This window comes from Phytobacter sp. V69 (assembly GCF_965644215.1).
Lineage (GTDB): Bacteria > Pseudomonadota > Gammaproteobacteria > Enterobacterales > Enterobacteriaceae > Phytobacter.
Genome location: NZ_CBFFRL010000225.1, coordinates 1 through 6,663, shown reverse-complemented (window position 1 = coordinate 6,663; position 6,663 = coordinate 1). Strand labels below are relative to the sequence as shown.

The 6,663-nt window shown below is 52.3% G+C and carries 6 protein-coding genes; 3 read left to right on the top strand and 3 right to left on the bottom strand.

What is annotated here, in order from left to right; translation table 11 throughout:
• Positions 1–619 precede the first annotated feature (619 nt).
• From ACSZPU_RS21915 to ACSZPU_RS21905, 3 genes are all read left to right on the top strand, one after another.
• Positions 620–1,990 carry a tyrosine phenol-lyase gene (locus tag ACSZPU_RS21915; RefSeq protein WP_499003100.1) on the top strand — a complete coding sequence of 457 codons (1,371 nt, stop codon included), beginning with the start codon at positions 620–622 and terminating at the stop codon, positions 1,988–1,990.
• A gap of 161 nt (positions 1,991–2,151) precedes the next feature.
• Positions 2,152–3,414, top strand: coding sequence for an aromatic amino acid transporter (locus ACSZPU_RS21910; protein ID WP_499003098.1), 1,263 nt, complete (start codon positions 2,152–2,154; stop codon positions 3,412–3,414).
• A gap of 384 nt (positions 3,415–3,798) precedes the next feature.
• Positions 3,799–4,164 carry a hypothetical protein gene (locus ACSZPU_RS21905; protein WP_499003096.1) on the top strand — a complete coding sequence of 122 codons (366 nt, stop codon included), beginning with the start codon at positions 3,799–3,801 and terminating at the stop codon, positions 4,162–4,164.
• A gap of 436 nt (positions 4,165–4,600) precedes the next feature.
• Here ACSZPU_RS21905 and ACSZPU_RS21900 read toward each other — a convergent pair whose 3' ends face one another.
• Genes ACSZPU_RS21900 through ACSZPU_RS21890 form a run of 3 tightly spaced genes read right to left on the bottom strand, consistent with a single transcriptional unit; the run spans position 4,601 to position 6,584 of the window.
• Complete coding sequence (locus tag ACSZPU_RS21900; RefSeq protein ID WP_499003094.1) at positions 4,601–5,575, bottom strand: diguanylate cyclase; 975 nt, start codon at positions 5,573–5,575, stop codon at positions 4,601–4,603.
• Positions 5,576–5,580: 5 nt separating this feature from the next.
• Positions 5,581–6,219: a chemotaxis protein CheC gene (locus tag ACSZPU_RS21895; protein ID WP_499003092.1), complete on the bottom strand. Its 639-nt coding sequence runs from the start codon at positions 6,217–6,219 to the stop codon at positions 5,581–5,583.
• Positions 6,219–6,584, bottom strand: coding sequence for a response regulator (locus tag ACSZPU_RS21890; protein ID WP_499003090.1), 366 nt, complete (start codon positions 6,582–6,584; stop codon positions 6,219–6,221). The genes ACSZPU_RS21895 and ACSZPU_RS21890 overlap by 1 nt, the downstream gene beginning before the upstream one ends.
• Between the last annotated feature and the right edge of the window lie 79 nt (positions 6,585–6,663).

Below are 6,663 nucleotides of genomic sequence, written 5' to 3'. Positions count from 1 at the left end.
AAAAACGTGTGTTTTTAGTCATCCTGTTTACCTCTCTCTCAAAGAGTTTAGTCTCCAGGATTCCCGGGGCGGTTCACCCGGCGCGTTTGGCTGTGTACTTTGTGAACGGAAAGCACGAGCCCAGCCACACACCCTTACGTTCAACCTACTGAAAAAAATAATCTTTACGCGACACAATAGAATGCATGTAAACTAATGTTTACGATGTTAAGCAATCTTGATGAAATGAATGAGAGTCAAAGCGGGATTTATTTCGCACTTTTACCCCGCTGGTTCACATTTCAAAATAGCGATAAATAACGTCGTTCACCGAACGTTCCGAATTGTGTGTTTCCCTTGCTCATTCTTTTATTTATTCGCGCGCAAAAGAAATCACAACCACATGAATATATTGATAATTATATTTTAATTGTGAACCTCATCACCTGTTTTACAACACGGCCAAAACGCCGAAAAATCAATTACGACCCGGCTATTCCTTTTGTGATTTCTTTATCGCATGATGCGTTTGCCAAATGATTCCCGGGAAAGGGAAATGACAATAAGACACCTCCAGAATTAACTGGAGGAATGCGACCGCTATAACTTTTTAAATCACAGAACTCACTGGAGATATAAAATGATCTATCCGGCAGAACCATTCCGTATTAAAAGTGTTGAAACCGTCTCAATGATTCCCCGTGACGAACGTCTTAAAAAAATGGAAGAAGCAGGTCTGAATACCTTCTTATTAAATTCCAAAGATGTGTATATCGACCTGCTGACGGATAGCGGCACCAACGCCATGAGCGACAAACAGTGGGCAGGCATGATGATGGGTGACGAAGCCTACGCGGGCAGCGTCAACTTCTACCATCTGGAAGCCACCGTTCGTGAGTTATTCGGCTTCAAACATATTGTGCCGACCCACCAGGGTCGCGGTGCGGAAAACCTGTTATCACAGCTGGCGATCAAACCGGGCCAGTACGTGGCGGGCAATATGTACTTCACCACCACCCGCTATCACCAGGAAAAAAATGGCGCCGCCTTTGTCGATGTCGTGCGTGACGAAGCCCATGACGCCACCCTGAACGTACCGTTTAAAGGCAATATCGATCTCAACAAACTGCAAAAGTTGATCGATGAAAAAGGCGCGAAAAATATTGCCTATATCTGCCTGGCGGTGACCGTAAACCTGGCAGGCGGGCAGCCGGTGTCGATGGAAAACATGCGTGCCGTGCGTGAGCTTACCAGCGCCCATGGTATCAAGGTCTATTACGACGCCACCCGCTGCGTTGAGAACGCCTATTACATCAAAGAGCAAGAAAAAGGCTTTGAAAACAAGAGTATCAAAGAGATCGTGCATGAGATGTTCAGCTATGCCGACGGCTGCACCATGAGCGGTAAGAAAGACTGCCTGGTGAACATCGGCGGCTTCCTGTGCATGAACGATGATGAACTGTTCTCTCAGGCCCGTGAGCTGGTGGTGGTTTACGAAGGGATGCCGTCTTACGGCGGTCTGGCCGGACGCGACATGGAAGCGATGGCGATTGGTTTGCGTGAAGCGATGCAATTCGAATACATCGAGCACCGTATTAAGCAGGTGCGTTACCTCGGCGACAAACTGAAAGCCGCGGGCGTACCGATCGTTGAGCCGGTTGGCGGCCACGCAGTATTCCTCGACGCCCGTCGCTTCTGCCCACACCTGAGCCAGGAAGAGTTTCCGGCCCAGAGCCTGGCGGCAAGCATTTATGTCGAAACCGGGGTGCGCAGCATGGAGCGCGGTATTATCTCGGCCGGACGTAGCAAAGAGACCGGCGAGCACCATAAACCGAAACTGGAAACCGTGCGTCTGACCATTCCGCGCCGCGTTTATACCTACGCGCATATGGATGTCGTCGCCGACGGAATTATTAAACTGTACAAACACAAAGAGGATATTCGCGGGCTGCGTTTCACTTACGAGCCCAAACAACTGCGCTTCTTCACCGCCCGCTTTGAATATATTTAATTCGCTTTCCTGCCCCATGACCTCATGGGGCAGTTTTGTCTCTTGCCGATAAAAATGATGTTCGGACTTATATAACAAATACCCTGAATACTTCGTGTTGCTGCTACTGCACCTGCAACCTGAATGATGACGGGTAAAACGCATATTCAGGAATATCTATTATGGCCCTCTCTATATCCGAACCAATTCGTGACGCCGGGCTGACCAGCGGCGCCATGCTTGTGATTGCCACCGTGGTGGGTGGCGGTATGTTTTCACTGCCGATTGCGATGGCGGGCGTCTGGTTTCCCGGCGCAGCCCTGATCCTTATCGCCATTTCACTGATGATGCTGATGACCGGACTCATGCTGGTCGAGGTGAACCTGCATTTTGACGTTGGTGCCAGCTTTAATACCTTTACTCTTGAGCTGCTCGGTAAACGCTGGAATTTTGTTGTCGGCCTCGCCTTCGGTTTTGTGTTGTATATCCTGACCTACGCCTATATTTCCGGTTCTTCGGCGGTATTATCCAACACCATTGCCAAATACAGCGGGATGACGCTACCTTCCCATATGTCGATTATTTTGGTCAGCGTGCTTGTCAGCCTGATTGCGTGGTACAGCTCGCTGCTGGTTGGGCGGATTACCACCGTGCTGATCTTCGGTAAATTTATCGCCTTTTTCGCCACCTTTTCCGGCATGATCGGCACCATCAATATCAATAATCTGCTCGATACCGCCAGCGTCGCCCTGCCGCAAACTCGCTATCTGCCCTATGTCTTAATGACGCTGCCGTTTTGCATTATCTCCTTTGGCTTTCATGGCAACGTGCCAAGCCTGGTGAAGCTGTACGGCAAAGAGAATATTCATCACATCAAAAACTCCGTCATTATCGGGACGCTTTTTGCGCTGATCCTCTATATTTTCTGGCTGGCGGTGACGATGGGTAATATCAGCCGCGCCGACTTTTCACCGATTATCGCTAAAGGCGGCAATATCGATGTTTTTGTTGAGGCGATTGGCGGGATTTTTACCAGCCGCTATATGGAATTGATTCTGACGTTTTTCGGTAACTTTGCCGTTGCCAGTTCCCTGCTGGCGGCCACGCTCGGCTTGTTTGACTACATTGCCGACCTGTTCCATTTCCCCAATAACGGTATCGGGCGTGGCAAAACCGCCATTGTGACCTACCTGCCACCGGCGGCGGTGTGCCTGTTCTTCCCTAACGGTTTTGTCCACGCTATCGGCTATGCCGGACTGGCGTTCACCATCTGGAGCGTGATCCTGCCGCCATTCCTGGTTAAAAGCGCCCGCCGTCGTTTTGCCACCGCCGCTTACCGCGCACCTTGTAATAACGCCGTACTCAACACCGTGATTATCTGCGGCGGGATCGTCTACTTAACCGTTATTCTTGAAGTCTTTGGCCTGCTTCCGGTTTTTCGCTGACGAGCACAGGCATGGAGGATGGCTATGTTTCTGACGCTTCTCCACTACCAGCAACCGCTGTTTTGCCGGTTCACGCTACTGCGCATTGCGGTGAGGCTTTTACACAGTATGGGATTGCGTAAAAAACCGATCTGCTGATAGAGAGGTTGATAACCCAGGGCCTGCGTTGCGGGCCTTTTTGCACAATAAATCTCCAAATCGTGAATGCTCTCTCGCGGCAATTGTTAACCCTTTCCATTCTCCTTTCCGCCAACCCGGCATCATGAACACCTTGCCCTGCGTGCGATAAACGCAGGCATCCCTCTGTATCTGAACGCACACTTCTTCAAGGAGTTACATGATGATCACTCGCCGTAACCTACTACGTGCGCCGCCACCACATTGATGGCTACGGGCAGCGTACTGACCTCGCCCCGAACGCAGGCCGCCACGCCGGTCGCCCAGGCTTCATCCGCCGTTGCCGCAAAGCCCCAGCGCATTATCGCGCTGGAAGAACACTTTATGTTGCCGGATTTTCTCGGCTACTTACGCGAAACCCAGCAAAACCTGCGCGCCGGGCTTATCGATAAAGTCGTGGTTCCGCTCTCGGATTTTGGTCAGCGTCGCCTTGAGATGATGGACAAAAATCAGGTCGATTTTTGCATCCTCTCGCTTGCCGGACCGGGTGTCCAAATTGAGCCGGATACTCGCACCGCCATGTGCCTGGCCCGCCTCGCCAACGATCGGCTGGCGAACGAAATGCACAGGTGAGTCCGCAGGAGCGGAATGCCGTCGCCTGGCAGAATGCAACGCGTATTCTTAAGCTGAGCTGATAAGAGAGTATGCGGATATTTGATTATTGGGAGGAAAGGCTCCGTTCACTAAAACATCTCAGTTCCCTGAAAGACGCCATCACGTGAACGGGTAAAAGGAGCCACCGCGGCTCCCTTAACAATCCCCGCGGCACCGCACGGAAATCGGTGCTACGCACTGCGTTCGCCGCCCGACCTTCTGTCTGCGGTCGGTTTGACTCGACATCCCTGTCTCGACAAACCTCAGTCCGCCATCCATGGCGGCCTGACCTTGTCATCCGGTCTTCGTCTCACCGATTTCAGCGGGGACTCTACACCATCGCGGTACGATCACACAGGTCTGTAGCATCAGTGTTGCTGTAGAGAAATTATCCAGTCTACTCCCCCTCCCCAACTCAACTCGGGTCAGAAGGCTTCGTCGGAATCAGACCGTCGCCCCAGGCTTCGGTGCTGGCGCGCACGATATTGCGCCCGGCATGCTTGGCCTCGTACAACGCGTCATCTGCCGCCTGAATCAAACTGCCGAAATCCGTGTGCATACGCTGATTAAGACTGGCCACGCCCACGCTCACGCTCACCACGCCGCTCGGTGAACCGGCATGCGGTATTGCCAGCGCCTGAACGCTTGCACGCAGTCTTTCCGCCACCACCACCGCATCGGCCGAGCGCGTTTCCGGCAATAATGCACAGAACTCTTCCCCACCGTAGCGGAACGGCATGTCATACGGGCGCAACAGCGAACTCCGCATTGCCGCGGCGATCTGCTGCAGGCACAAATCCCCCTGCTGATGCCCGTAACGATCGTTGTAGCGTTTGAAGAAATCCACGTCGATCAATAGCAGCGCCAGTGGTTTATTATTGCGCTTGCTGGCCCGCCACTCTTTCTCGATGCAGAGATCGAAATAGCGACGGTTGCCCACGCCCGTTAGCCCGTCGGACAGCGACTGGGAGAGCAGCACATGGGCCTGATCGCGTAACAATGATTCGCGACGCACCGCCGTGCTGACATCCACAATCTGAATGAGACAATAGCGTTCCACATCTCCCAGCGGGACGATGGTGATCGCCTGGCTCAAACGCTCACCTGGCTGCGCGGGTTCCGCAAACAGCGGGAACGGTGAACGGTGCAGCGACTGCGACAGCAACGCCGGTAAGTTATGACAAATAGCTTGTTGAATGGCTACGCCAACACGATGGTTGCGCAGATCCGGGAAAATCGTGAAGAAATCCTTCCCCCTGGCTTCGCTTGCTGTACGACCTGTATGTGCTTCTAACCACGCGTTCCACAACGTTATCTTGTAGTCCGCATCAAAAACAATCACGCCCAGACTCAGGGCGGAAAATGCATCCAGTAGCAGCTTGTCATTCATGGTTATCAGAGCCCGTCGGAAGCCATGCCAGATTCAACGCGTTCAATATAAAGGCTGATTTGTTCACGCAAATCACGCAACGCCGACATGTCCAGGATAAAAGCCAGATACCCTTCAATCTCTTGACGTTCCAGTGAGAAATCGATGCGCAACATTAACACCGACGGGTCACTGGGATCGTGCGACGGATTAAGAATTTGCTCACTACTCCCCATGCGAAACACCGGCAGTGAACCCTGCAACTCTTTCTGGAACATATTTGCCAGCGTACCCACACAGGCATTGAGCACGATATTACCGATTTCGCTCATCGCCTCGCGTTCCATCTCACCCAGTTCATGGGCGGGAATCAAATCGCCTACCATCATGCGGACGATTTCAAAACTCGCGGTCTCCGGAAACATCAGGATGGCTTCGGTGGCGTACGCCCCTTTATATTGCTGGCTGATGCCACACAACGAAAGGCCCGCGCCGAGTTCATCGGCCGCTTCCGAACGGGTGGTAATGCGTACCGATGGGACAGACATGCGGACTTCTTCATTAACGATATTGCTCATTGCGGCTGCCGCATGACCCACACCGATATTGAAGATCTCCATCAAGCTGTCCGCTTCGATTTCGCTCATATCCGTCAAATCGATCATCAGTTCGACTCCAGGTTTTGCAGCATGGCGTGGATTTGCGGCTCTTTAATGGGTTTGGACAAGAAGCCCAGACCAAGCTGGTCGGCCTGTGCCTGAACGGAATTCTGTACGTTAGCGGTAAGCAGAACAATGTGGGTGTCCGGGTGAGTTTCACGGAGGATGGCGGCCGCAACGAGGCCGCCCATTCCCGGCATATTGACATCCAGCAGGATCAGATACGGCTTTTGAATCGCCGCCATCTCAATTGCCTGCTCGCCTGTCGACGCTTCCTCAATCTGCCACTCAGGATGCTGACTGAGTACATACTGCTTTGAGATCATGCGTGATAATCGGCTGTCATCAACGATGAGAATATGTCTGGACATAATTTCGCGAATTCAGATAATAAGTGCAACGCTCGGACATGATTGTGGAGAGTGTAGGAGGAAGGGTTAACTACCGATA